Origin of the sequence: Kitasatospora sp. MAP12-44 (genome assembly GCF_029892095.1) — a bacterium.
Classification (GTDB): domain Bacteria; phylum Actinomycetota; class Actinomycetes; order Streptomycetales; family Streptomycetaceae; genus Kitasatospora.
The window spans coordinates 879,435-904,049 of sequence record NZ_JARZAE010000004.1 but is presented as its reverse complement, the minus strand read 5'-3'; the positions used below and the strand labels follow the sequence as shown (position 1 = coordinate 904,049).

Below are 24,615 nucleotides of genomic sequence, written 5' to 3'. Positions count from 1 at the left end.
CGTGACTTCGTTATGCGTCAGCACTCTCGAGAGCCGATCTGTGCGGCGGTCTGCGCGGTCATCTGCGCAGCCATCTGTGCGGCGATCCGCGCCGTGAGGTCACGCTTGTCGACCTTGCCGGCGCCGGTACGCGGGAGGGCGTCCAGGATCTCCAGCCGGTCCGGCAGCTTGTAGGCGGCCAGTCCCAGACCGCGCAGGAAGGCCGTCAGTTCGTCCAGCGCGGGCGGCCGGCCTGCGGGCACCACGTACGCGCAGGTCCGCTCGCCGAGCAGCCCGTCCGGCATGCCCACCAGGGCGGCCTGGGCGACCAGCGGGTGCGCGGCGAGGTGCTCCTCGACCTCGGCGGCCGGCACCTTCTCGCCCCCTCGGTTGACGACGTCCTTGACCCGCCCCTCGACGACCAGGTGGCCGGTCGGGGTGATCCGTACCAGGTCGCCGGTCCGGTAGTAGCCGTCCGCGGTGAAGGCGGTGGCGTTGTACTCGGGCGCCCGGTAGTAGCCGCGCACCGTGTACGGGCCGCGCACCAGCAACTGGCCCACCTCGCCCGGCGCGACCTCCCGATCGTCGGCATCCACCACCCGGAGCTCGTCCGCCGGCGACAGCGGGCGGCCCTGGGTGGAGAGCACGATCTCCTCGGGATCGTCCGCCCGGGTGAAGCAGAGCAGCCCCTCGGCCATGCCGAAGACCTGCTGCAGTCGGCAGCCCAACTCGGGCCCGACCCGGGCGGCTTGGGACCGGTGCAACCGGGCGCCGCCGACCTGCAGCAGGCGCAGACTCGACAGGTCCGCGTCGCTCCAGGCGGCCTCGGCCAGCCAGAGCGCGAGCAGCGGCGGGGTGAGCGCGGCGACGGTCACCCGCTCCCGCTCGATCAGCTCGAAGGCCTGGTCCGGGGCGGCGTCCGAAGCCAGCACGACCGTGCCGCCGACGGCGAGTGTCCCCAGGACGCCCGGGCAGCCGAGTGCGAAGTTGTGCGCGGCGGGCAGTGCCGTCAGATAGACGCTGTGCTCGTCGAGCCCGCAGACGGCGGCGCTCTCCCGGATGTTGTAGAGGTAGTCCCGGTGCGTCCGCGGAATGAGTTTCGGCGCCCCGGTGGTCCCGCCGGAAAGCAGCAGCAGTGCCACGTCGGTTGGCCGGGGTCCGGGGCGGTCCGGACGCCCCGGGCGCCCAGCCGTGCTGAGGTGCGCAGTGCCGAGGTCCGCAGTGATGAGATCGTCTGCGATCAGGAGGTGGCGCAGCCCGGGATTTCCCTCGCGGACGGCTTCGCCCAGCGAATGGAATTCGAATCCGGCATGCCGGCGAGGGGCGGCGTAAGCAACCGCCCCGGTCATCTTACACAGATGATCGATCTCGCTCCGCCGATGAGCCGACAGCGCGAGCACGGGAATCACTCCCAGTCGGAATAGCGCGAAAATAAGAACAATAAACTCGGCGCTATTGGGCAGTTGGACGATGAACCGGTCGCCCGCCCTGATGCCCAGCGCCGCCAGCCGCCCGGCCAGTGCATCGGCGGAGCGGTCGAGTTCGGCGTAGCTGGTCACCCGCCCGGCGGCGACCAGCGCCGGCTGGTCGGGGCGGTGGCGGGCCTGCGATCGCAGGGTGGAATCCAGTGTCTCGGCGTCGTGAGCGTCGTGATTCATGCCGGAATTCATCACAATAATCCGAATGTTCTACGAATGGCTTCGATGTGACTCGGAGTGCGGTCGGGTGCCCGGCCGGTTTTCCTTGCCCCCGCCACACTCTAGCGCCATCGGGGATTCCCCTCGGACCGGAGCGCGCTTTGCCAATGCCCGTCATCTTGGTGTACTAGTTCTGGGGCGCACTAATCCATGAACTGAAGCAGCGGACAACACCGTTGCGGTCCTAGCGATGGGCTATGCATGCTTTCACCGGGGTATGGGATTTCGGCGGCTGGGCATGGCGCGGAGCCGTCCGTCGAGCAATCACCGACAGCGGACGAAATCAGGTTTTCGGTCGCCGCCCTGCTCTCCCGCAGACCGCAGGATCTGCAGGAGAGCGACAACCTCGCCGAGCTCGGAATGGACTCGATCCGGACGATGAGCATGGCGGGCTGGTTCCGCCGGCGGGGCGTCCCGGTCACCTTCCTTGAGCTGGTCGACCGTCCGACCATCGCGCAGTGGTCGGCGCTGGTCGGCTCGCGCCTGCCCGAGCAGCGGGCGCCCGAGGACGCCGCGCCACCGGAGGCCGCCGGGAGCCGCGCGACCGCGCCGGGCCTCGATCCGGACGCGCCCTTCCCGCTGACCCCGGTCCAGCACGCCTACTGGATCGGCCGGCGCGACGACCAGATCCTCGGATCGGTGGGCTGCCACGCCTACTTCGAGTTCGACGGCTCCAGCCTCGACCCGGAGCGGCTGGAAGCCGCGGTGCGCACGGTGATCGCCCGCCACGGCATGCTGCGCGCCGTGTTCCTGGACGACGGCACCCAGCGGATCGCACCAGGCGGCAACTGGCCCGGGCTGACGGTGCACGACCTGCGCCACCCCTTGGAGCGGCCGACGGTCGAGCGGTTGGCCTCGGTCCGCGACGCCCTCTCGCACCGCAGGCTGCGGGTCGAGCTCGGCGAGGTGCTGGACGTGCAGCTCTCGCTGCTGCCGGGCGGGGCCACCCGGCTCCATCTGAACGTCGACCTGCTGGTCGCGGACGTCGAGAGCATCAGGATTCTGCTGGCCGACCTGGCCCACGCCTACAGCTCACCCGAACACCCCTGGGTCCACCAGGACTGCCCAGAACAGCCCTGGGCTGTCGACGACTTCGGGTTCGCGCACTACCTGGCCGACCAGGCGGGCCGCCGCGCCGAGGCCCGCGAGCAGGCGCGGACGTACTGGCAGGGCCGCCTCGCCGACCTCCCCGACGGACCGGTGCTCCCGCTGGCCTGCGACCCGGCCGATCTCGGACCGCCCCGGTTCACGCGCCGCCGCCACCGCCTGGAGCCGGACGCCTGGCAGCGCTTCAGCCGCCGCGCCCGGCAGGGCGGGACGACTCCGGCGATGGCGCTAGCCGCCGCCTACGCCGAGGTGCTCGGATCGTTCAGCGAGAGCCCGCGCTTCCTGCTCAGCCTGCCGCTGTTCGACCGCGACAGCGGCCACCCCGCCGTCTGCGACATGGTGGCCGACTTCACCAATCTGCTGCTGGTCACCGTGGACCTGACGGCCGGCTCCTCGTTCCTGGAGCGCGCCCGTTTCCTCCAGGAGGAGTTCAGGGCCGGTGCCGCCCACAGCGCGTACTCCGGCGTCGAGGTGCTGCGCGACCTTGCCCGGGAGCGTCCGGACGAGCCGCGGCGGGCGCCAGTGGTGTTCGCCTGCACCCTGGGGGAGGAGCTGGCCGGTGACGAAGTGCGGTCGGTGCTGGGCGAGTTGGGATGGATGATCTCGCAGACCCCGCAGGTCTGGCTGGACCACCAGGTGTACGAGTCCGGGGGCGGCGTAGAGCTGTGCTGGGACTCGGTCGACGAACTCTTCCCGCCCGAGCTGGTCGTCGACATGTTCGCCTGCTACCGGGAGTTGATCGACCGTCAGGCCTCGGCTGACGCCGACTGGTCCGCCCCGGCGCGGCCGGCCCTGCCCGCCCGGCAGCGGTCCGTGCGGGAGCGCGTCAACGCCACCGCCGCACCCCGTTCGGGCCGCCTGCTGCACGAGGGCTTCTTCGCCCGTGCGGCACAAGTACCGGACGCCCCGGCGCTGTTGTGGGGTACGGACTCGGCGGTCGGCTACGGCTCGCTGGCCCGACGCGCGCTCGGCGTGGCGGCGGCCCTGCTCGCTCGCGGGCTGCGTCCGGGCGAGCCCGTCGCGGTCTCGGCCGCCCGGGGCGCCGACCAGGTCGCGGCGGTGCTCGGCGTGCTCGCCGCGGGCGGCGCGTACGTCCCCGTGGGGATCGACCAGCCCGCCCGGCGTCGGCGGCGCATCCTGGAACGGGCCGGCCTGCGGCTGCTGCTCGCCGAGATGCCCGCCCCGGCCGACCTGCCGCCGGGAGTGCAGGTCCTCGACCTCGGGTCGGCGGTGGAGCACCCGCCGCTGGCCGAGCCCGTCCCGGTGAGCGCGGAGGCCCCCGCCTACGTGATCTTCACCTCGGGCACGACCGGCGAGCCGAAGGGCGTCCAGGTCTCCCATGGCGCGGCCGTGAACACCGTGGAGGACATCAACGAGCGCTTCTCGGTCGGCCCGTCCGACCGCGTACTCGCCGTGTCCGCACTCGACTTCGACCTGTCGGTCTACGACCTCTTCGGCCTCCTCGCCGCAGGTGGCGCCGTCGTGCTGCCGGACGAGTCGCAGCGGCGCGACCCCGGTGCCTGGGCGGAGCTGATCACGCGCCACCGGGTGACAGTGTGGAACTCCGTCCCGGTCCTGCTCGACATGCTGCTCACGGCGAGTGCGGCGAGTACGGCGAGTACGGCGACGGTGGTTGATGGGCTGCGGCTGGCCCTGGTGTCGGGCGACTGGATCGGCCTCGACCTGCCGGGCCGGCTGGCGACGCAGAGTGGGAGCCGCTTCGTCGCCCTCGGCGGGGCGACCGAGGCGGCCATCTGGTCGAACTACTACGAGGTGACCGAGGTACCCGCGAGCTGGACCTCCGTGCCGTACGGGTTCCCGCTGCGCAACCAGCGTTTCCGCGTGGTCGGACCGGACGGCCTCGACCGCCCCGACCGGGTGGCCGGCGAGCTGTGGATCGGCGGTGCGGGCGTGGCGCTCGGCTACCTCGGTGACGCCGGGCTGACGGCGGCGAAGTTCGTCACCCACGAGGGTGAACGCTGGTATCGGACCGGTGACCGGGGGCGCTACTGGCCGGACGGCACCCTGGAGTTCCTGGGGCGGATCGACCAGCAGCTCAAGATCCGCGGGGTGCGGACCGAGCCGGGCGAGATCGAGTCGGCACTCCGCTCGCACCCGGCGATCGGCCACTGCACGGTCGCCGCGGTCGGCGAGGACCGGGCCAAGCGCCTGCTGGCGGTGATCACGGCCAGTCCTGTCTCCGTCCCCGCCCTTGCGGCAGCGCCGAGCGACGTGCCGCTGTCGGCCGAACCGCATGGCGCGGAGGCTCAGTTGGTGGAATGGGTGCTCGCCCGCCTGGCCGCCGACGAGGCGGGCATCACCGCCGAGCCGGCCCCGCTCGCCGAGCTGGCCCGCCGTTGGGGCGCACCAGAGGAGTGGCAACCGCTGCTCCGACTCTGGTTCGACTGGCTCGCCGCCCGCGACGTCCTCACCGTCGAGCGGGACGGCTACGCGGCGGGCCCCAAGCTGGCCGCCGTCTGCGCCGACGCCGGCACCCCTGACGATCAACTCGCCCCGGTGGCACGGCGGTTGCGCCAGCGGCTCGGCGACCTGGCCGCCGTCGCCCGCGGCGAGCTCGACCCCCTGGTCCTGCTCGACGACCCCGTGCTCGCTCCCGAGGCGCTCGCGGCCGTCGCACCTGGCGCGCAGCTCGCGGTGGTCGCCCTCCTCTCCGAACTCCCGGCCGGGAGCGGCGTGTTGGAGATCGCCGTGCTCGGCGCGAGCGGCGGCCGCACCGCGCTGGGGCTGGCCGCCCGAGCCGGCGAGCACCGCTACACCCTGCTCGACGAGTCCGCCGCCCGGCTCGGTGCGGCCGCGGAGCTGCTCACCGACACCCCCGGCCGGTTCGCCTACCACCGCCTGCCGACCGGCCTGCTGCCGGCCGAACTGCTGAGCCGGTTCGACGTGGTGGTGGCGGACAACTCCCTGCACGGCTACGCCGATTCGGCGACCGGCGCGCAGCTCGCGGTCCTGCTGCTCGCGCCGGGCGGCCTGCTGCTGGCGCTGGAGCGGACCGTACTCCCGCCGCTCGCCCTGATCGCTGCTGCTCTCCCGACCCGCGGCTTCACCCGGCTCGACCCCGTACGCCGGGCGCGGCGCACCCCGCTGCTGCCGGCCGGGGAGTGGCGGCAGGTGCTGGCCGACGCGGGCCTGCGCCCCGCCGGGTCCGGCGCGTCCGGCGCCGACCGTATGGACGGGCAGGTGCTGCTGCGCGCCACCAGGACCGCCGAGGCGGGCCTGCCGACCGAGCAGGCGATCCGCGAGTGGCTGGCCGCCCGGCTGCCGGCCGCGATGATCCCCGACCACCTGTTCGGCGCGACAGCGCTGCCGATCACCGCCAACGGCAAGGTGGACCGCGCGGCCCTGCTGCGCCTGCTGCCCACCTCCAGCACGGTGCCGGCCGGGCCGGCCGTCGGCGAGCCGCCGTCCGGCCCGCTGGAGAGCGCGATCGCCGCCGCCTGGTGCGAGGTGCTCGGACTGACCGGGGTCGGGCGCGAGCAGAACTTCTTCGGCCTCGGCGGTGACTCGCTGCTGGCGACCCGCCTGGTGCGGCGGCTGCGCGAGTCCGGTCTTGAGCTGGACCTGGCCGCGGTGTTCTCGTCCCCCGTACTGAAGGACCTCGCAGCAGCGGCCGCAACCCAGCCGTCGACCCGCCCGCCGAGCCCAGCCGCCGACGCGGTCACCGCCGATCCCGAGCACCGCCACGACCCCTTCCCGCCCACCGACGTCCAGCGCGCGTACTGGACCGGCCGAGCGGTGGGGCTGCCGCTGGGCGGCGTGGGAGCGCACTACTACACGGAGTTCGACGGCACCGGACTCGACCTCGCCCGCCTGGAGGCGGCCTGGAACCAGCTGATCGCGCGGCACGAGATGCTGCGCGCGGTCTTCGACGAGCACGGCGAGCAGCGCATCCTCGCCGAGGTCCCGCACGTGCCGATCCCGGTCGGGTACGCGGCGCGGGACGAGGCCGAGGAGGCGCTGGCCGCGTTCCGCGCGGCCATGTCCCACCAGGTCCGCGACCCTGCCCGCTGGCCCCTGGTCGACCTGCGCGCACTGGTCTACGAGCGCGACGGCGAGCAGCGCGTGCGGCTGGGGGTGAGCCTGGAGAACATCGTGCTGGACGGCCGCAGCATGATGATCGTCCTTGCCGAGCTCGAGCAGCTCTACCACGCGCCGGACGCCGTGCTGCGGCCCGTCGACGGCCTGTCGTTCCGCGACTACCTGCTGCGGCCGGTGCCCGCCGCCGAGTCGGACACGGCGCGACGCTACTGGCAGGACCGGCTCGCCGACCTGCCGCCCGCGCCCCGGCTGCCGCTCGCCGCCCACCCGTCCGAGGTGGGTACCCCGCGCTTCGTACGGCGGTCCGGGCTGCTGCCGGCCGACCGCTGGCAGGCCGTCACCAGCCGCGCCCGGGCGTACGGGCTGACGCCCTCGGCCGTGCTGCTCGCCTGCTACGCCGAGGTGCTCGGACGCTGGAGCAGCAGCCCCGAACTCACCGTCAACCTCACGCTGTTCGACCGGCAGGACGTCCACCCGGGCGTCGACGACATCGTGGGCGACTTCACCTCGCTGCTGCTGGTCGCCTACCAGCCCGAGCCGGGCGCCGGGTTCCTCGACCGGGCCCGGGCCCTGCAGCAGCGCCTCGGGCAGGACCTGAGCCACCGGGCCTGGTCGGCGGTCCGGGTGGTGCGCGAGCTGGCCAGGGCCTCGGGCACGCCGGACCAGGGCATGCCGGACCAGGGCATGCCGGTGGTGTTCACCAGCGCGCTGGGTACGCCGCGCGCGCTGTCGCTCGACCTCGCCGACTGGCTGCTGCCCCGGGTCTGGGGCGTCTCGCAGACCCCGCAGACCTGGCTCGACAACCAGGTCTACGACTCGGCGCGCGGCCTGCACTACGACTGGGACGCGGTGGAGCAACTGCTGCCCGCCGACGTGCTGGACGCGATGTTCGCCGCCTACGGTGATCTGCTGGACCGGCTTGCCGAGTCCGACTGGACCGCCGGTGTCCCGGACCTGCTGCCCGCCGCGCAGCTCGCCGTCCGGACCCGCGTCAACGCCACCTCGGGGCCGCTCGCGCGCACCGCGCTGCACGAGCGCTTCTTCGCGCACGCCCGCCAGGCGCCGGACCGGACGGCCTGCGTATGGGCCGGCGGCCGCCTCGGCTACGGCGAACTCGCTCTGCGGGCACGGCAGATCGCCGGGCTGCTGCACGCGCACGGCATCCGTCCTGGCTGCGCGGTGGCGGTGCACCTGCCCAAGGGGCCGGAGCAACTCGCGGCTGTGCTGGGCGTGTTGGCGGCGGGCGCGGCGTATGTGCCGATCGGGGTGGACCAGCCGGCCGCGCGCCGGGAGCGGCTCTACTCGGGTGCCGGGGTCGACTGCGTGCTGACCACGACGGCCCGCCTTGAGCAGGCCCCCGAGGGCGTCACCGTGCTGTCCGTCGGCGATGCCGCAGGCCACGACGGGTACGGCCCGGTGGAGTTGGGGGGTGAGGCGTTGGCGTATGTCATCTTCACTTCGGGTTCGACGGGTGAGCCGAAGGGTGTGGAGATCGCGCATCAGTCGGCGTTGAACACCGTCACGGACGTCAGTGAGCGTTTTGGGGTGGGTGCGGAGGATCGGGTGTTGGCGGTGTCGGCGTTGGATTTCGATCTTTCGGTGTTCGACATCTTCGGTCCGTTGTCGGTGGGTGGCTCTGTGGTGTTGATCGGGGAGGGTGAACGGCGGGATGCGCAGCGGTGGTTGGAGTTGATCGTTGAGCATCGGGTGTCGGTGTGGAACAGCGTGCCGATGCTGTTGGAGATGTTGTTGGCGGCTGCGCGGGGTCCGGTGCCGGGGTTGCGGTTGGCGTTGGTGTCGGGTGACTGGGTGGGGTTGGACCTGAAGGAGCGGTTGCCGGGGTGTCGGTTGGTGGCGCTGGGTGGGGCGACGGAGGCGTCGATCTGGTCCAATGCGTGGGAGGTTGAGGGGGTGCCGGCCGGGTGGCCGTCGATTCCGTATGGGTTTCCGTTGCGTAATCAGTGGTTCCGGGTGGTGGGTTCGCAGGGCCGGGATTGTCCGGACTGGGTGCCTGGTGAGTTGTGGATCGGTGGGGCGGGGGTGGCGCTGGGGTATCGGGGTGATCCGGTGCGTACGGCGGAGAAGTTCGTGGAGTACGGGGGTGGTCGGTGGTATCGGACGGGGGATCTGGGTCGCTACCGTCCGGATGGCAGGCTGGAGTTCCTGGGTCGTACCGACCATCAGCTGAAGGTCAGCGGTCATCGGATCGAGTTGGGTGAGATCGAGGCGGCTCTCGCCGCTCACCCCGCTGTACGCCAGGCCGTGGTGACCGCCGACGACAGTGCCCAGCGGCGGCGCCTGGTGGCGCACGCCGTGCCGAAGGAAGGCTCGGCCACCGCGCGGGAGCTGCTCGCCTTCCTCGCCGAGCGCCTGCCCAGGCACGCGGTGCCGCACACCGTCACGCTCTGGGACGCGCTCCCGCTGACCGCCAACGGCAAGGTGGACCGGTCCGCGCTCGCCGCCGCCCCGGTCGCCCCGGTCGCGACGACCGGCGGCGAGGCTCCCCGCACGCCCGCCGAGCGGCTGGTGTGCACAGTCTGGGCCGAGGCGCTGGGCGTGCCCGAGCCCTCGCGGGACAGTGACTTCTTCGCCCTGGGCGGCGACTCGCTGCTCGCCACCAAGGTGGTGGCCCGGCTGCGCGCGGCGGGTGCGGCGCAGGCCGCGATCAGCGGACTCTTCACCGCGCCGTTGCTCGCCGACTTCGCCGCCACGCTGGCGTTGCAGGCGCCGCCCGTCCCGTCCGCCGCCATCGAGGCCGATCCGGCGGCCCGCCACCAGCCGTTCCCGCCCACCGAACTGCAACGCGCCTACTGGGTCGGGCGGTCGGCGGCCTTCACCCTCGGCGGCGTGGGCTCCTACTACTACTGCGAGTTCGACGAGAGCGGGCTCGACCTCGCCCGCCTGGAGGCGGCCTGGGACCGGCTGATCGCCCGCCACGAGATGCTGCGCGCGGTCTTCGACGAGGACGGCAGCCAGCGGATCCTGCCCGAGGTGCCAGGCCTGGCCATCCCGGTGCTCGACGCCCCCGAGGCCGGGCCGGACGCGCTGCGTGAGGAGCTGTCCCACCGGATCCTCGACCCCTCGCGCTGGCCGCTGTTCGACGTACGCGCCGTCCGCCACGGGGACGGCCGTGCGCGGGTCTGCGTAGGGCTCGACTACCTGCTCGTCGACGGACTGAGCATGATGATCCTCTTCTCCGAACTCGACCTGCTCTACCGTGACCCGCAGGCCCAACTCCCGCCGATCGGCGTGTCCTTCCGCGACTACGTCTGCCAGCTCGCGCCCTCCCCGGCCGACGCCGAGCGTTCGCTCGACCACTGGCGCGGGCGGGTTCCCACGCTGCCGCCGCCCCCCGCGCTACCGCTGGCGGTGGACCCGGCCGCCGTCGCCCGCCCCCGCTTCGTACGGCGCGAGAGCCGGCTGGCCCCCGAGCAGTGGCAGGCGCTCCAGGCGCGGGCTCGGCAGCACGGGTTCACCCCGTCCGCCGTGCTGCTCGCGTGCTACGCGCAGGTGCTCGCCACCTGGAGCGCGCAGCCGGAACTGACCGTCGCGCTCACCCTCTTCGACCGCCGGGACGTGCACCCCGACATCGACCGGGTGCTCGGCGACTTCACCTCCCTGCTGCCGGTGGCCCACCAGCCCGTCCCCGCCGAGTCGTTCGAGTCCGCGGTCCGACGTCTGCAGGACCGGCTGTGGCGCGACCTGGACCACCGGGGTGCGCCGATCCTGGGACTGCTGCGCGAGGCCGCGGGCTCCGACGGTGCCGCCGAGGCCTCGCTGCCGGTGGTCTTCACCAGCGCCCTGGGCGTGGACGACGCACTCAGCAGCGCGCTGCGCCGACCGGTGTGGAGCGTGTCGCAGACCCCGCAGGTCTGGCTCGACGAGCAGGTGATGGTCCGCGACGGCGGCCTGCAACTCAGCTGGGACGCGGTCGAGGAGCTGTTCCCCGGCGGGTTGCTGGACGCGATGTTCGCCGCCCACGGTGAGCTGCTCGACCGGGTCTGCCGCGCGGACTGGTCCGAGCAGCTGGCCGTGCTGCCGCCCCCGGACCAGCGCTCGGTGCGCGCGCGGGTCAACGCCACCGTCGGGCCGCTGCCGACCGGGCTGCTGCACGCGGGCTTCTTCGAGCGGGCCGCCGCCGAACCCGGCCGCTGCGCTCTGCGTTGGGGAACTGAAGAGCAGCTGGACCATGGCCAGTTGACCTATGGCCGGCTGGCCGACCGCGCGCTGCGGATCGCCGCCATGCTGCGCGCGCGAGGTGTGCGATCGGGCGAACCGGTGGCGGTGTCGCTGCCGAAGGGCCCCGACCAGATCGCCGCCGTCCTGGGGGTGCTCGCCGCCGGGGCGGCCTACCTGCCGATCGGCCCGGACCAGCCGGCCGCCCGCCGGGAGCGGATGCTCGCATCCGGCGGCGTGCGGATCACGCTGTCGGAGCCGGGCGCGGCCGACGGGTACCAACCCTTGGACGCGCCGGTGGAGTTGGGGGGTGAGGCGTTGGCGTATGTCATCTTCACTTCGGGTTCGACGGGTGAGCCGAAGGGTGTGGAGATCGCGCATCAGTCGGCGTTGAACACCGTCACGGACGTCAGTGAGCGTTTTGGGGTGGGTGCGGAGGATCGGGTGTTGGCGGTGTCGGCGTTGGATTTCGATCTTTCGGTGTTCGACATCTTCGGTCCGTTGTCGGTGGGTGGCTCTGTGGTGTTGATCGGGGAGGGTGAACGGCGGGATGCGCAGCGGTGGTTGGAGTTGATCGTTGAGCATCGGGTGTCGGTGTGGAACAGCGTGCCGATGCTGTTGGAGATGTTGTTGGCGGCTGCGCGGGGTCCGGTGCCGGGGTTGCGGTTGGCGTTGGTGTCGGGTGACTGGGTGGGGTTGGACCTGAAGGAGCGGTTGCCGGGGTGTCGGTTGGTGGCGCTGGGTGGGGCGACGGAGGCGTCGATCTGGTCCAATGCGTGGGAGGTTGAGGGGGTGCCGGCCGGGTGGCCGTCGATTCCGTATGGGTTTCCGTTGCGTAATCAGTGGTTCCGGGTGGTGGGTTCGCAGGGCCGGGATTGTCCGGACTGGGTGCCTGGTGAGTTGTGGATCGGTGGGGCGGGGGTGGCGCTGGGGTATCGGGGTGATCCGGTGCGTACGGCGGAGAAGTTCGTGGAGTACGGGGGTGGTCGGTGGTATCGGACGGGGGATCTGGGTCGCTACCGTCCGGATGGCAGGCTGGAGTTCCTGGGTCGTACCGACCATCAGCTGAAGGTCAGCGGTCATCGGATCGAGTTGGGTGAGATCGAGGCGGCCCTCACCGCCCACCCCGCCGTACGCCAGGCCGTGGTGGTGCCGGTCGGCGAGCGCGGCGGCTACCGGCTGCACGCCTTCGTCACCACGGAGGACACGGAGGACACCACCGACGGCCACGCCGGCGTGCAGGCGCCCGAGCTACTGGCCTCCCTGGTCGACCGGTTGCCGCCGTACGCCCGCCCGTCCGGCCTCACCCTGCTCGACGGGCTCCCGCTGACCGCCAACGGCAAAGTCGACCGCAGCGCGCTCAGACCACCACCACCGACCGCACCGGAGGCCGCCGCCGGGCAGGGCGCGCAGGCGCCGCGCGGCCCGGTCGAGACCGCGCTCGCCGAGCTCTGGGGCGAGCTGCTGGGCCGGCCCGCCGTACCGCGCGACGCGGGCTTCTTCGCCCTGGGCGGCGACAGCCTACAGGCGACACGGCTGGTCCAGCGGGTGCGCGAGCGGTTCGGCTGCGAGCTGTCCCTGCGTCAACTACTCAGCGAGCCCACGGTCGCAGGACTTGCGACGTTCATCGAGCGCCAGCGCCTCGCTTTCGAGGCCGAAGACACGGAGGAGGGCGAGCTGTGACGGTAGTTGAGCTCATTGGTGAACTTGAGAACATCGGCGTGCGGTTGTGGGAGGAGGACGGCCTGCTGCGCTACCGGGCGCCGCGCCATGTGATGACCGAGGAGCGGCTCGCGCGCCTGCGGCAGCACAAGCCGGCCGTGCTCGAAGAGCTGCGGCGAGGCGCGGCCGGGCCCCGGCTGACAGCCGACCCGGCGGCCCGGTACGAGCCGTTCCCGCTGACCGACGTGCAGTCGGCGTACCTGCTCGGCCGCAGCAGCGCCTACGAGTACGGGGGCGTCGGCTGCCAGGCGTACCTGGAGGTGCGCTTCCCGGCCTGCGATCCGCAGCAAGTAGCGGATGCCTGGCGTGAGTTGGTGGACCGGCACGACGCCCTGCGGACAGTCGTGCACCCGGACGGCTACCAGCAGGTGCTGGCGCGGGTGCCCGAGCTGCCCGTCGAGATCGCGGATCTGCGGGGCGCCGACGAGGCCGCCCTGCGCCACCAGGTCGAGCGCACCCGCGCCGCTCTCGCCACCCGCGACTACCGTCCCGAGCAGTGGCCGCTGCACGACCTGCGAGTGACCCGGACCGATCACGACCTGCTGGTCCATCTCTCGATCGACCTGCTGATCTGCGACTACGCCAGTGTCCAGCTGCTGCTGGGCGAGTTGGAGCAGCTCTGCCTGCGACCGGGCAGCGCGGCGGCGCCCGAGCCGACCGTGCGCTACCGGGACTACCTGACGGCCGAACGGCGGCTGCGCGAGGGCCGGTTCGAGCGCGATCGCGCGTACTGGTGGAACCGGTTGGACGCCGACGCCCCCGACGCGCTGGCACCCGCACCGGCGCTGCCGGTCCGCGAGCGCGGCGGGGCAGGAGGAGTGGCGGGGGAGATGCCGCGCTTCGAGCGGCTGCAGTCCCGACTGGACGGGCCCGCCTGGCAGGAGCTGCGCCGCCGGGCGGCCGCGCACGATGTGACGCCCACCGTCGCCGTGCTCGCGGCGTACGCGGAGGTGATCGGCCGATGGAGCGGCAGCTCCCGGTTCACCCTGGACCTGCCGATGTTCAACCGGCTGCCGCTGCACCCGGAGGCCGGCCGGCTGGTCGGTGACTTCACCTCGGTCGAACTGCTGAGCGTGGACTGGTCGGCGGGCGGCTCCTTCGCCTCCCGCGCGGCGGCCACCCAGGCGCAGCTGTGGCAGGACCTGGACCACCGGATGTGCTCGGGCGTCGAGGTGCTGCGCGAGCTCGCCCGGCGGCGCGGCCAGGACGCCGCGCTGATGCCGGTGGTGTTCACCAGCACCGTGGGCCTCGGCGACGGGGAGTCCGGGCCGGCCGAGGAGCTGCCCCGGCTGCGCGAGGGCGAGATCGTCCTCGGGTCCAGCCGCACCCCGCACGTGTGGATCGACTGCCAGGTGATGGAGCACCAGGACACCCTGTTGCTCGGCTGGGACGTCCGGCGGGACGTCTTCCCCGACGGCCTGGCCGAGGCCGCCTTCGCCGCCTTCGAGGCCGCCGTGCTCCGGCTGGCCACCTCCGACCCGGCCTGGCAGGCGCCCTCCGTGGTGGAGCTGCCGGCCGTCCAGCGTTCGCGGCGCGCGGAGGCCAACCGGACGGACCGCCCGCTGCCCGAGCAGCCGCTGCACGCCGCCGTGCTCGCCCAGGCACTCGCCACCCCCGACCGGACGGCCGTGATCGCCGGCGCCACCGAGCTGACCTATCGTCAACTCCTCTCCAGGGCAACCGCAGTGGCCGAGGCGCTGGCTGCCGAGGGCGACCCGGCGGGCCAGGTCGTCGCCGTGGTGATGGACAAGGGCTGGGAGCAGGTGGTCGCCGTCCTCGCGACCCTGCTGGCCGGCGCCGCCTACCTGCCGATCGACACCGACCAGCCCGCCGCCCGCCGCAACGCCATGCTGGCCGGCGCCGGGGTCCGGACGGTGCTCACCCAGCCGTGGTCGGCGGCCGACCTGCCGGCCGGTCTGCGCGTCCTGACGGTCGACGCGGCGGCGGAGCCGGCGGGACCGGCGCCGACCCCCGCGACCGCGCCGGACGACCTCGCATATGTGATCTACACCTCGGGCTCCACCGGGACCCCCAAGGGCGTGATGATCAGCCACCGGGCCGCGCTGAACACCGTCCTGGACGTCAACGACCGGTACGGCGTCGGCCCGCAGGACCGTGTGCTCGGCCTCGCCGCCCTCGGCTTCGACCTCTCGGTGTACGACGTCTTCGGCCCGCTCTCCCGCGGCGGCTGCCTGGTGCTGCCCGACGCCGGGCGCCGCGCCGACCCCGCGCACTGGGCGGAGCTGATCGCCCGGCACCGGGTCACCCTGTGGAACTCCGTCCCCGCCCAGCTGCAGCTGCTGGACACCTACCTGAGCGCTGACGCGGGCGCCGACCTGTCCTCGCTGCGCCTCGCGCTGCTCTCCGGCGACTGGATCCCCGTCCCGCTGGCTCAGCGCATGGCCGGCCGCTTGCCAGGCTGCGAGCTGGTCGGCCTCGGCGGTGCGACCGAGGCGGCGATCTGGTCGATCGCCCACCCGATCGACCCGCGGCGGCTCACCGCGCCCAGTGTCCCGTACGGCAGGCCGCTGGCCAACCAGGGCTGGCACGTCCTGGACGCCGCGCTGCTCGACTGCCCCGACCTCGTCCCGGGCGAGCTGTACATCACCGGAGCGGGCCTGGCCCTCGGCTACCTCGGCGACCCGACCAGGACCGCCGAGCGCTTCCGCGTCCACCCCCGCGACGGCGCGCGAATGTACCGCACCGGCGACCTCGGGCGCTATCTCCCGGACGGCGCCATCGAGTTGCTGGGGCGGGTGGACGACCAGGTGAAGATCCGCGGCCACCGGGTCGAGCCGGCCGAACTCGCCGCGGCCGTCGAGGCGCACCCCGCGGTGGCGTCGGCGGTGGCCCTGGTCTGCGGCGACGATCCGGCGCACCGGCGGCTGGCGGCCTTCGCCACCACCGTGCGCACCGACCCGCCGCTGCCGCAGGCCCCGGCGGCCGTCGTCCGCGCCGCAGGGGAGGCGGCGGCCATCGCCGGCGCGGCGGTCGACCGCGAGCAGCTGGCCGGCTTCCTGGCGCTCACCGACGAGGTCGCACTCGCCGCCATCGCCCGTACGCTGCGCGCCGCCGGACTCTTCGCCGACCCGGCCGCCGCCCACACCGCCGCGGAGGCCGCGGCCGCGCTCGGCGCGCACGCCCGGCACACCCGGGCGGTCCGCCGCTGGCTGCGCGCGCTCACCCGCGCGGGCCGGCTGCGCCACGATCCGGCCACCGGCCGCTACAGCGGGCTGCCGGCCACCGACCCGGTGGACCCGGAGCAGGGCTGGCAGCGCGTCGAGGAGTTGGGCCGCCGGCTGGACTACGGCGCCGACCTGCTGCGCCTGGTGCGCACCAGCAGCGAGCACCTGCCCGAGCTGCTGCGCGGCGAGGAGGACCCGCTCGAACTGCTCTTCCCGCAGGGCAACCTGGACGTGGCCGAGGCCGCGTACCGGGACAACCTGGTGAGCCGCACGCTCAACCAGGTCGCCGTGGCCGGCCTGCGCGAGCTGGCCGCCTCGCACGCGGCGCCCGGTCCGCTGCGGATCCTGGAGGTCGGCGCGGGTGTCGGGGGCACCAGCACCGACCTGATCCCGGCGCTCGCCGGCTTCGAGGTGGACTACCTCTTCACCGACATCTCGCAGTTCTTCCTGGGCGAGGCCCGCAAGCGCTTCGAGCCCTACCCCTGGGTACGCTACGGGCTCTTCGACGTCAACGCGGACGCCGCCGGGCAGGGCCTGGCGGCCAACGGCTTCGACGTGATCCTCTGCGCCAACGTCCTGCACAACGCCAAGGACGCCGCGCTGGCGCTGAGCCGGCTGCGCGAGCTGCTGGCGCCGGGCGGGTGGCTGGTGTTCATGGAGGCCACCGTGGAACGCCACCCGCTGCTGGTGTCGATGGAGTTCGTCGACGGGCTGAGCGGCGGCTTCACCGACCTGCGGGAGGCGGCCGACCAGACCTTCCTGACCCACCACCAGTGGACCGGGCTGCTCGAACAGGCCGGCGCCGACCTGCAGTTCTGCTTCCCCGCGCCGGACGACGTGCTGGCCCAGGCCGGGCAGCAGCTGTTCTTCTCCCGGGTGAAGACCGATCGGGCCCGGCTGACCCACGGCGAGCTGACCCGCCATCTCGCCGACCTGCTGCCCGAGCACATGCTGCCGGCCCACCTGGAGATCCTGGACGCCTTCCCGCTCACCCCCAACGGCAAGATCGACCGGGCGCTGCTGCGCGGACGGCTGCCCGAGCCCGCCGCGCCCGGCCGCCAGGCGGTCGCGGTCGCGTCGGCGGAGCCGGCCGACGAGCTCGAACGCCGGATCGCCGCGCTCTGGGGCGAGGTGCTGGAGCGCACCGGAGTCGGCCGGGACGACGACTTCTTCAAGCTCGGCGGCGATTCGCTGCTGGTGGCCCGACTGGTCGGACGGCTCAGGGAGAGCGAACCGGCGGCCGCCGGGGTGGAGTGGGAGCAGCTGCTGCGCCAGATGCTGCAGCGCCCGACCGTGGCGGCGCTCGCGGGCTTCCTGCGCGGCGCGGCCGCCGCCGGCCCGCCGGCCCGGGGCGACGACCGCCCGGGCGCGCCGACCCTGCTGCGCGCGGGCCGGACGGACGCGCCGACCACCGTCCTGGTGCACGACGGGAGCGGCACGCTGCTGCCGTACCAGGCCCTGCTGGAGGAGTACCGCAGGCGGCCCGCGACCGGCTCGCTGATCGGGCTTGAGGCCGGCTCCCCGGCCCGCTACCTGGAGTCGGACCCGGCGCTGCTGATCAGCCGGCTGGGCGGGGAGTACGCCCGGCAGCTGCTGGCCGGGGACGAGCGGCGCTTCCAGGTGGTCGGCTACTGCATGGGCGGGCTGATCGCCACGGAGGTGGCCAGAGCGCTCGCCGAGGGCGGGGCCGAGGTCGAGCAGCTGACCGTTATCAGCTGCTACCGGCCCGCCTTCGAGGTGCACGAGGACCTGCTTGCCGAGTACACCTTCGCGCTCTCGCTGGGCGTGGACCCGGGTGCGGTCGGCTTCCCGGCGGACGCGGCGGCGCTGGGCCGGGCCATCGACACCGTGCTCGCGAGCACGCCAGGGCGGCTCGGCGCCGGTGCGCTGGCCGCCCTCGGCGGCGACTCGGCGGCGGTCGGCGAGGCCTTCGCCCGGCTGGCCGGGCGCTCTCCCGAGGAGCGGCTGGCGGCCATCGCGCAGGCCGCCGAGCTGCTGCCGACGGCTGGTGGCGGCGGCCACCGATCGCCGCTGGACCGCGGCCAACTCGCCCGGCAGTACCAGATCTTCCGGCACAGCCTGTTCGCGGTCACCCGCTACCGGCCGGACCCCTACGTCGGGGACATCACCTTCCTGCGGCACACCGGGACATACGGCTTCCTGCCCGGTTTGCAGGAGGACATGAGCGCCTACTGGCAGCGCGTCTGCCTGGGCGAGCTGCGCGTGCGGGACATCGCCGGCGACCACTTCGGGTGCATGGCCGGCTCGCGGGCGGCGGCGGTGCGCGGGCTGCTGGAGCTCGGCGGTGGCGCCGCGTGAGCGGGTCCGGGCCGGTCGGGGTGCTGGGCGCCTCGGGCGTGGTCGGCCGGGCCGCGGCGGCCGCGCTGGGCGGGCACGGGGTCCGGCGGCTGCGCCTGGGCGGGCGGCGGGTCGACGCGTTGGCGGCGGTCGCCTCCCAGCTGGCCACCAGCTCGGTCGAGACGGTCGAGACGGTCGCGGTGGATCTGGCGGACGCCGCGAGCCTGGCGGCGTTCTGCGCGGGCTGCGCGGTCGTGCTGAACTGCGCGGGGCCGTCGTACGAGGTGCGGGGGCGGGTCGCCCTGGCGGCGCTCGCCGCCGGGGCCGACTATGTGGACGTCGCGGGCGACGACCCGGCGTACGAGCAGCTGCGCGGCACGGACCTGGCGGCGCTCGGGCGCAGCGCGGTGCTGTCGGCGGGCATGCTGCCGGGGCTGTCCGGGCTGCTGCCGCGCTGGCTCTGCGAGCAACGGCCCGGCGCCGGCGGGCGGTTGACGGTGTGGGCGGGCGGTCTTGAGCGGTGCAGCCGGACCGTGGCGGCCGACCTGGTGCTCTCACTTGGTACTGGCGGCGATCCGGCCGAGGTGCTGCTCCCATTTGGCGAGTCGCGGGCGGCCTGGCGCGCGGGCCGCCGGGTCAGCCGGGCGCTGTGCGCCCAGGACGCGGCCCAACTGCCCTTCTTCCCCGCCCCGGTGGCCCTGCACCCCTACCTGAGCACGGAGTCCGAGCGGCTCGCCCTGGCGCTGGGCCTGGACGAACTCGACTGGTACAACGTGTTCCCGGGCCACCGGGTGCCGGCCGTGCTCGCGGCCCTGGCCGGTGGCGGGGCCCCGCTCCAGGATGCCGCCGACCGGCTGGTCACCGCGGCCGAGTTGGACCTGGCGGGCCACCGACCGTACTACCGCATGGTGTTCGCGCTGGAGTCGCCGGCCGGGGCGGTCACCGCCGTGCTCGGCACCGGCGACAGCTACCGGCTCACCGCCGCCGTCGGCGCGCTGGCGGTGGCCGCCACGCTGGCCGGCGAGGTCCCGGCCGGGCTGCACTTCGCGGCCGAGGTGCTGGACCCCGAGACGACCGTCGGCCGGGCCGCCGCAACGGCCGGGGCGACCCTGGACGTCTCCTACGGACCGGTCGAACTCGCCACCTCCGTAGGTGCGTTGTGACCGGGTCGGCGCCGGGCGCGCTGCGCACGGTGGTCTGCGGAACGGTGTTCGGCCGGTTCTACCTGGAGGCCCTGCGGACCGCCCCGCCGGCGTCGCCCTTCGAGCTGACGGGGGTGCTGGCCGGCGGCGGTGCGCGCTCGCGCGCCTGCGCGGCGGAGTACGGCGTGCCGTACTACACGCGGGTCGACCAGCTCCCCGAGGACACCGACGTGGCCTGCGTGGTGGTCCGCTCGGCGGTGGCAGGCGGTCCGGGCGGCGAGTTGGCGCAGGCGCTGCTCGCGCGGGGCGTGCACGTGCTCCAGGAGCAGCCGGCCCACCCGGACGAGGTCGCGGCCTGCCTGCGCCTGGCGCGTACGTACGGCGTGCGCTACCGGCTCAACTCCTTCTACCCGCACGTGGAACCGGTGCGCCGCTTCCTGGCCGCCGCCCGGTCACTGCGGGCCCTGCGGACCGTCCAGTTCGTGGATGCCGCGTGTTCGAGCCAGGTGCTCTTCCCCCTGCTGGACATCCTCGGGCGGGCGCTGGGCGGGCTCGGCCCGTGGGCGTTCACCGATCCGGCGCCGGTCGCCGAGGTGCGGGCCGCCACCGGCGTGCCGGTGCCCTTCCGGCTGGTGCACGGGGTGATCGCCGGGGTGCCGCTCACCCTGCGGGTGCAGAACCAGCTCGACCCGGGCGACCCCGACAACCACGCGCACCTGCTGCACCGCGTCTCGCTGGGCACCGACGCCGGCACGCTCACGCTCGCCGACACCCACGGCCCGGTGCTGTGGAGCCCGCGGCTGCACGTCGGCCGGGACGCGGACGGGCAGCTCGCGCTGGACGGCCCCGGCACCGGGCACCTGGACCAGCCGACCACCACCCTGCTGGGCGCCGAGCAGCCGCAGCCGTTCCGCCGCACCTTCGGCGAACTCTGGCCGGCCGCCGTCCGCCTGGCGCTGGACGAGCTGCGCGCGGCGATCGCCGAGGACGGCCAGGCGTCACCAGGCGGCCAGTACACCCTGACGGTCAGCCGGATGTGGCTGGACCTGACGACCCGTCTCGGCAGGCCCGAGCTGATCAGCGGAACGCACACCCCGCCCGTCCACCCCGCCGACCTGACCATGGAGCCCGCATGACCTCCAGCCCCTGGCTGCGCTGCTACCGGCCCCGCCCGGCCGCCACCGTACGGCTGGTCTGCTTCCCGCACGCGGGCAGCGGCGCCGGAGCGTTCCGCGGCTGGCCCGAGCTGCTGCCGCCGTGGATCGAGCTGCTGGCCGTCCAGTACCCCGGCCGGGAGGACCGGTTCACCGAACCGCTGCTCACCGACCTGAGCGCGACGGCCGACGCGCTCGCGGACGAGCTGGCCGGCCTCGACGACCGTCCGCTCGCGCTGTTCGGCCACAGCATGGGCGCCGCCCTCGCGCACGAGGTGGCGCTGCGCTCGGCCGACCGCGGCCGGCCCGAGCCCGTCCACCTGGTCGTCTCCGCACGCGAGCCGGTCGAGCACGTAGTCGCCGGGACGGTCCACCTGGGCGGCGACGAGGCCCTGCGGGCGGAGCTCGCGCGGCTGGGCGGCAGCAGCCGGCTGCTGCTCGCGGACGCCGAGCTGTGGCAGCTGCTGGCGCCGGTGATCCGGGCCGACTACCAGCTCATCGAGACCTACCGCCCGGCGCCCGGCCGGCTGCTCGGCTGCCCGGTGACCGCGTTCGCCGCCGAGCACGACACCGAGCTGACCCTCGACCAGGCCCGGGACTGGGCCCACTGCACCACCGGCCCGTTCGCGCTGCGGACCTTCCCCGGCGACCACTTCTACCTGGTGCCGCACCGCGAGCGCGTGCTGGCGGCGCTCGCCGCCTGCCTGCTCCCGGTGCCGGCTGCCCGCTGATCCCGCCTGTCGGCTTCTTCACGTCTTCACGTCTTCACGTTCACGGAGGAATGCGCAAAAGTGATCGACTACTACTCTCCCACCGCCGAGTTCTACGACCTGGTCGGAGTGCAGCGCTGGACGCAGAGCGATCCGCTGCTCGCGGCGGCGCTCGCCGGGACCGACACGGGCCACGGGCCGGTGCTGGACCTCGGCGCCGGCACCGGCCGCTCGACCGAGGTCATCGCGCGGACCCTGCCGCAGGCCCGGATCCTGGCCGTCGAGCCGTCACCCGCGATGCGGACCGCGCTGACCAGCCGGGTGGTCCGGGACGAGGACCTGCGCGGCCGGGTCACCGTGGTGGCCGGCAGCGCGCAGGACGTGGAGCTGCCGGACCGGCTCTCGGCCGCGGTGATCTGCGGAGTGCTCGGCTACCTGGACCGGGCCGAACGCGCCGAGTTCTGGAGCCGGCTCACCTCGCGGCTGCCGGCCGGTGCGCCGATCGTGGTGGAGCTGATGGCCGTCCGGACCCCGCAGACCGTCGCCCCGATGCGGATCGCCCGCCAGCGGCTCGGCGAGCAGGAGTACGAGGCCTGGCTCTCCGGTGAGCCGTGCGGTCCGGAGCAGATGCGCTGGTCCGCCACCTGGCGGGTGCTGCGCGGCGGTGCCGTGGTGCGCGAGATCGACGTCACCCACGAGTGGTACACCTTCGGCATCGAGGACCTGGCCGCCGAGACCGGTCTGACGGCCAAGCAGATCACGCCCGAGCTCGGCGTTCTGCTGCTCTGAGCGCACGGGGCACCGCAGGGCGGCCCGCCGCTCCCGGCTCCGACCCCGGCTCCGATCCCGGTCCCGATCTCGGGACCGGGATGCCGAGCAGTGAGAGCAGCGGGCCGGTCAGCATGGTGGTGATGAGTGCCATCAGCACCAGGACGGTGTAGAGGTGGCGTCCGATCAGCCCGGCGCTCCAGCCGGTGTTCAGGGCGATCAGCTCGGTCAGTCCCCGGGTGTTGAGCAGGGTCCCGACGATCAGGGACTCCCGCCGGCCCAGCCCGCCGATCCGGGCCGCCACCGCCCCGCCCGCGAGCTTGCCGGCGGTCGCCAGCACCACGACGACGCCGAGGATCAGCCAGTCCCGACCGGACAGTTGGCCGATCCTCACCGTCAGGCCGGTGACCACGAAGAAGAGCGGCAGCAGGGCCGAGCCGGCCCGTTCCACCGAGTGCCGCAGCTGGGGGTCGGGCGATCCGTCCGGGTCGCGCGGCATCAGCACCCCGATGGCCAGCGCGCCGAAGACGGCGTGCAGGCCGAGCTGGGAGGTGCACCGCGCGGAGAGCATCAGCACCGCGATGACCACGGGCGCCAGATCGCGTCCGGCCGGTCGGGCCCGGCGCATCCACCGGCGCAGCGCCGGCCGCACGACCAGGACCAGCGCCAGCAGATAGCCGGCGAAGGCGAGCGGCACGGACCCGGACTGGTGGCCGGTGGTGGCGGCAGCGACCGCGGCGGCGAGCAGCAACCACCCGATCGCGTCGGTGATTCCGGCGGAGGCCATCGCCGTCACCCCGGGCGTGCTCGCGGTGAGCGCGCGCTCCCGGATGATGCCGGCCAGCACCGGGACCGCCGTGATCGACAGCGCCACGGCGACGAACAGGATGGCCGGGCCGGGTCGGACCCCCGCCGCGCTGCCGAGCAGCTTCGCGTCCGACAGTGCCCACCCCAGCGCCCCGCCCAGCAGCAGCGGCACCCCGAGGCTGCCCGCCGACACCAGCAGGACGGTGCGTCCGCGACGGTGCAGGGTGTGCAGGTCGAGCTCGTAGCCGACGGAGAACAGGAAGAGTACGAGGCCGAGTTGCGCGATGACGGTGAGGAACGGCAGGACGTCGGGCGGGAACAGCAGCCGGGTGAGCCGGCCCGGCAGCAGCCCGAGCGCCACACCCATGACCAACTGCCCTACCACGAGGGGTTGTCCGAGCCGCCGGCAGAGTGGCGCGGCGAGTGCGCTCAAGGCGGTGATCGCCCCGGTGGCCAGGATCGCCTCCGCGGCCAGGTGTTCGGTGTTCACCTGATCCTCCCAAGCCGAACTGATGGTCCATCAGCTTACTGTCACAGCCGACGTATCGACCCCTCGCGGCACATAACTGCGGCGGGCCGGGCCGCCGTTGAGGCTGCGACCCGGCCCGCCCTAGTGAACGCGCCGCCGTGCTAACTCTGGCGGACGACCGTGAACGGGTACTTCACCGTGCCGTCGGGGGTCGGAGCGGTGACCTCGCCACGGATGGTGCTGACCTCGCTCGTGCCGGTGTCACAGCTGATGGCCGTGCTGTGGAACTGCTCGGTGTCCACGCCGGTGGCCGGGCCGGCGATCAGGTCGGAGTTGTTCCACTTGATTCCGCCGGCGGTGAGCTCGAAGGTGCCCTTGCCGTGGCCCGTCCAGCCCTCGACGGTCCAGTTCGTCTCGGCCGACTGGGGCGCGGCGAACGAGACGTTGATGGTGTCGCCGGGGGCTTGGTCGAAGGTGCCCGCGAAGGCCCCGTTGAAGTCCTGGTCCATAGCGCCGCAGGCGGGGGCGCGGAGCTGTGCCGGCTGGAGGGCCACGGCGGGGGAGGCTGCCACGAGGGCGCCGGTGAGGGCGGTGGCGCACGCGAGGGGCAGCGCGAGCCGTCGGATCGACATCATGGGAAACGCCTTTCGATGGAGTGCACAGTGCAGCTGGTGAGGTGAGGCGATAGGCCGTCCGCTCCGCGCGGACGGCCGCCCGGGACTACTGGCGGTTGATCGTGAACGGGATCTCCGCCTTGCCGGAGTCGACGAGGCCGGCGATCGTGGTGACCTGGCTGTCGCCGTTGGCACACGTGACACTCACGCTGCGGAAGATCTCCTGGTCCACGCCGGTGAGAGTGCCGTCGACGGTGTTGGAGTTCGTCCACTCCGGCCCGGTCGCGCTGAGCTCGTACTCGCCCTTGCCGGAGCCGTTCCAGCCCGGGACGGACCACTGCGTGGCGACCGACTTGGGCGCGGTGAAGGTGACCGAGAGCGTGGCGGCGGGGTTGTTGTCGAAGATGCCCGCGAACGTCCCTGCGACGTCCGAGGCCGACGCGCCACAGGCGTCGGCACGGTGCGAGGCCGGGGCGAGGGCCACGGCGGGGGAGGCCGCGACCAGGGCAGCGGTGAGGGTGGTGGTGCACAGGACGGACATCACGAGCCGTCGGGTCGAGATCATGGAAGACGACGCCTTTCTGCGTGGACGAACACTTCAGCGAATGCTCACGCAAAGGTCGCCCATCCAGCGCCTGGAATTCAAACGACGTGCGCGAACAGTCAGAACTATAGCCGTAGTTGACCATGCATCATGATCAATCACTTCATCCATTCGCGTGAACTCG

Annotated in this window: 10 protein-coding genes; 6 read left to right on the top strand and 4 right to left on the bottom strand. The window is 73.6% G+C overall.

The genetic code is table 11. The features are described from left to right. Positions 1-17: 17 nt before the first annotated feature. Positions 18-1,637 (bottom strand): AMP-binding protein, encoded by a 1,620-nt coding sequence (locus tag P3T34_RS04905; protein ID WP_280664737.1) that lies wholly within the window; start codon positions 1,635-1,637, stop codon positions 18-20. Between the two features lie 240 nt (positions 1,638-1,877). Between P3T34_RS04905 and P3T34_RS04900 the strand changes: the two genes are divergently transcribed. From P3T34_RS04900 to P3T34_RS04875, 6 genes are read left to right on the top strand one after another with little or no spacing between them, the layout of a single operon-like run. After that, a complete protein-coding gene (locus P3T34_RS04900; protein WP_280664736.1) occupies positions 1,878-12,701 on the top strand; it encodes a non-ribosomal peptide synthetase in 10,824 nt (3,607 codons plus the stop codon). Then, a complete protein-coding gene (locus P3T34_RS04895) occupies positions 12,698-18,244 on the top strand; it encodes a non-ribosomal peptide synthetase (RefSeq protein WP_280664735.1) in 5,547 nt (1,848 codons plus the stop codon). The genes P3T34_RS04900 and P3T34_RS04895 overlap by 4 nt, the downstream gene beginning before the upstream one ends. Continuing rightward, positions 18,241-19,386 carry a saccharopine dehydrogenase NADP-binding domain-containing protein gene (locus P3T34_RS04890; RefSeq protein ID WP_280664734.1) on the top strand — a complete coding sequence of 382 codons (1,146 nt, stop codon included), beginning with the start codon at positions 18,241-18,243 and terminating at the stop codon, positions 19,384-19,386. Before P3T34_RS04895 ends, P3T34_RS04890 begins: the two co-directional genes overlap by 4 nt. Continuing rightward, the gene (locus P3T34_RS04885) at positions 19,383-20,501 is read left to right on the top strand and encodes a Gfo/Idh/MocA family oxidoreductase (RefSeq protein WP_280664733.1); all 1,119 of its coding nucleotides are present in this window, start codon (positions 19,383-19,385) and stop codon (positions 20,499-20,501) included. Before P3T34_RS04890 ends, P3T34_RS04885 begins: the two co-directional genes overlap by 4 nt. Beyond that, on the top strand, positions 20,498-21,250 hold the full coding sequence (locus tag P3T34_RS04880; RefSeq protein ID WP_280664732.1) for an alpha/beta fold hydrolase: 753 nt from the start codon (positions 20,498-20,500) through the stop codon (positions 21,248-21,250). Before P3T34_RS04885 ends, P3T34_RS04880 begins: the two co-directional genes overlap by 4 nt. 60 nt (positions 21,251-21,310) lie before the next feature. Continuing rightward, on the top strand, positions 21,311-22,018 hold the full coding sequence (locus P3T34_RS04875; protein ID WP_280664731.1) for a class I SAM-dependent methyltransferase: 708 nt from the start codon (positions 21,311-21,313) through the stop codon (positions 22,016-22,018). Here P3T34_RS04875 and P3T34_RS04870 read toward each other — a convergent pair. From P3T34_RS04870 to P3T34_RS04860, 3 genes are all read right to left on the bottom strand, one after another. Further along, complete coding sequence (locus P3T34_RS04870) at positions 21,987-23,294, bottom strand: cation:proton antiporter (RefSeq protein ID WP_280664730.1); 1,308 nt, start codon at positions 23,292-23,294, stop codon at positions 21,987-21,989. The genes P3T34_RS04875 and P3T34_RS04870 overlap by 32 nt on opposite strands. Positions 23,295-23,434: 140 nt before the next feature. Next, positions 23,435-23,908 (bottom strand): hypothetical protein, encoded by a 474-nt coding sequence (locus P3T34_RS04865; RefSeq protein WP_280664729.1) that lies wholly within the window; start codon positions 23,906-23,908, stop codon positions 23,435-23,437. Positions 23,909-23,993: 85 nt separating this feature from the next. Beyond that, a complete protein-coding gene (locus P3T34_RS04860; protein WP_280664728.1) occupies positions 23,994-24,452 on the bottom strand; it encodes a hypothetical protein in 459 nt (152 codons plus the stop codon). Positions 24,453-24,615: the final 163 nt, after the last annotated feature.